The organism is Mycobacterium sp. IDUB_9, assembly GCF_055419505.1.
The window spans coordinates 1-275 of record NZ_JBVAXU010000026.1; the positions used below are offsets into that span (position 1 = coordinate 1).

General features: G+C 63.3%; 1 protein-coding gene. It reads right to left on the reverse strand.

The window, feature by feature from the left end:
* Positions 1-275, reverse strand: a 275-nt coding sequence (locus ACZY08_RS29750) for a hypothetical protein (RefSeq protein ID WP_463748179.1), incomplete at both ends; no start/stop codon positions are given.

Here is a 275-nt window from a genome sequence, read left to right on the forward strand (position 1 = left end):
ACATACGGCGCCACCTTGAGCAACCCAGTGGACCGCAACCGGGTGGCCAACAACGACTGATGGGCATCGCGGAACGTCGTATCGGTGACCCCGACCGATGGGGTATCCCGCAGCCACGACGCGAACCGCTCTGGGCCCAGTTCGAACAATCTTTGTCGTGAGCCCGGCGCGGGTGTGGCAGTGAGGTCCAGGCGCGGGAGCTTGTCCTGTGGGTACACCGTCGACGGCCGCTCGCCATTGGGCTTGTTCACCGTGACATCGGCCAGATAATTCAA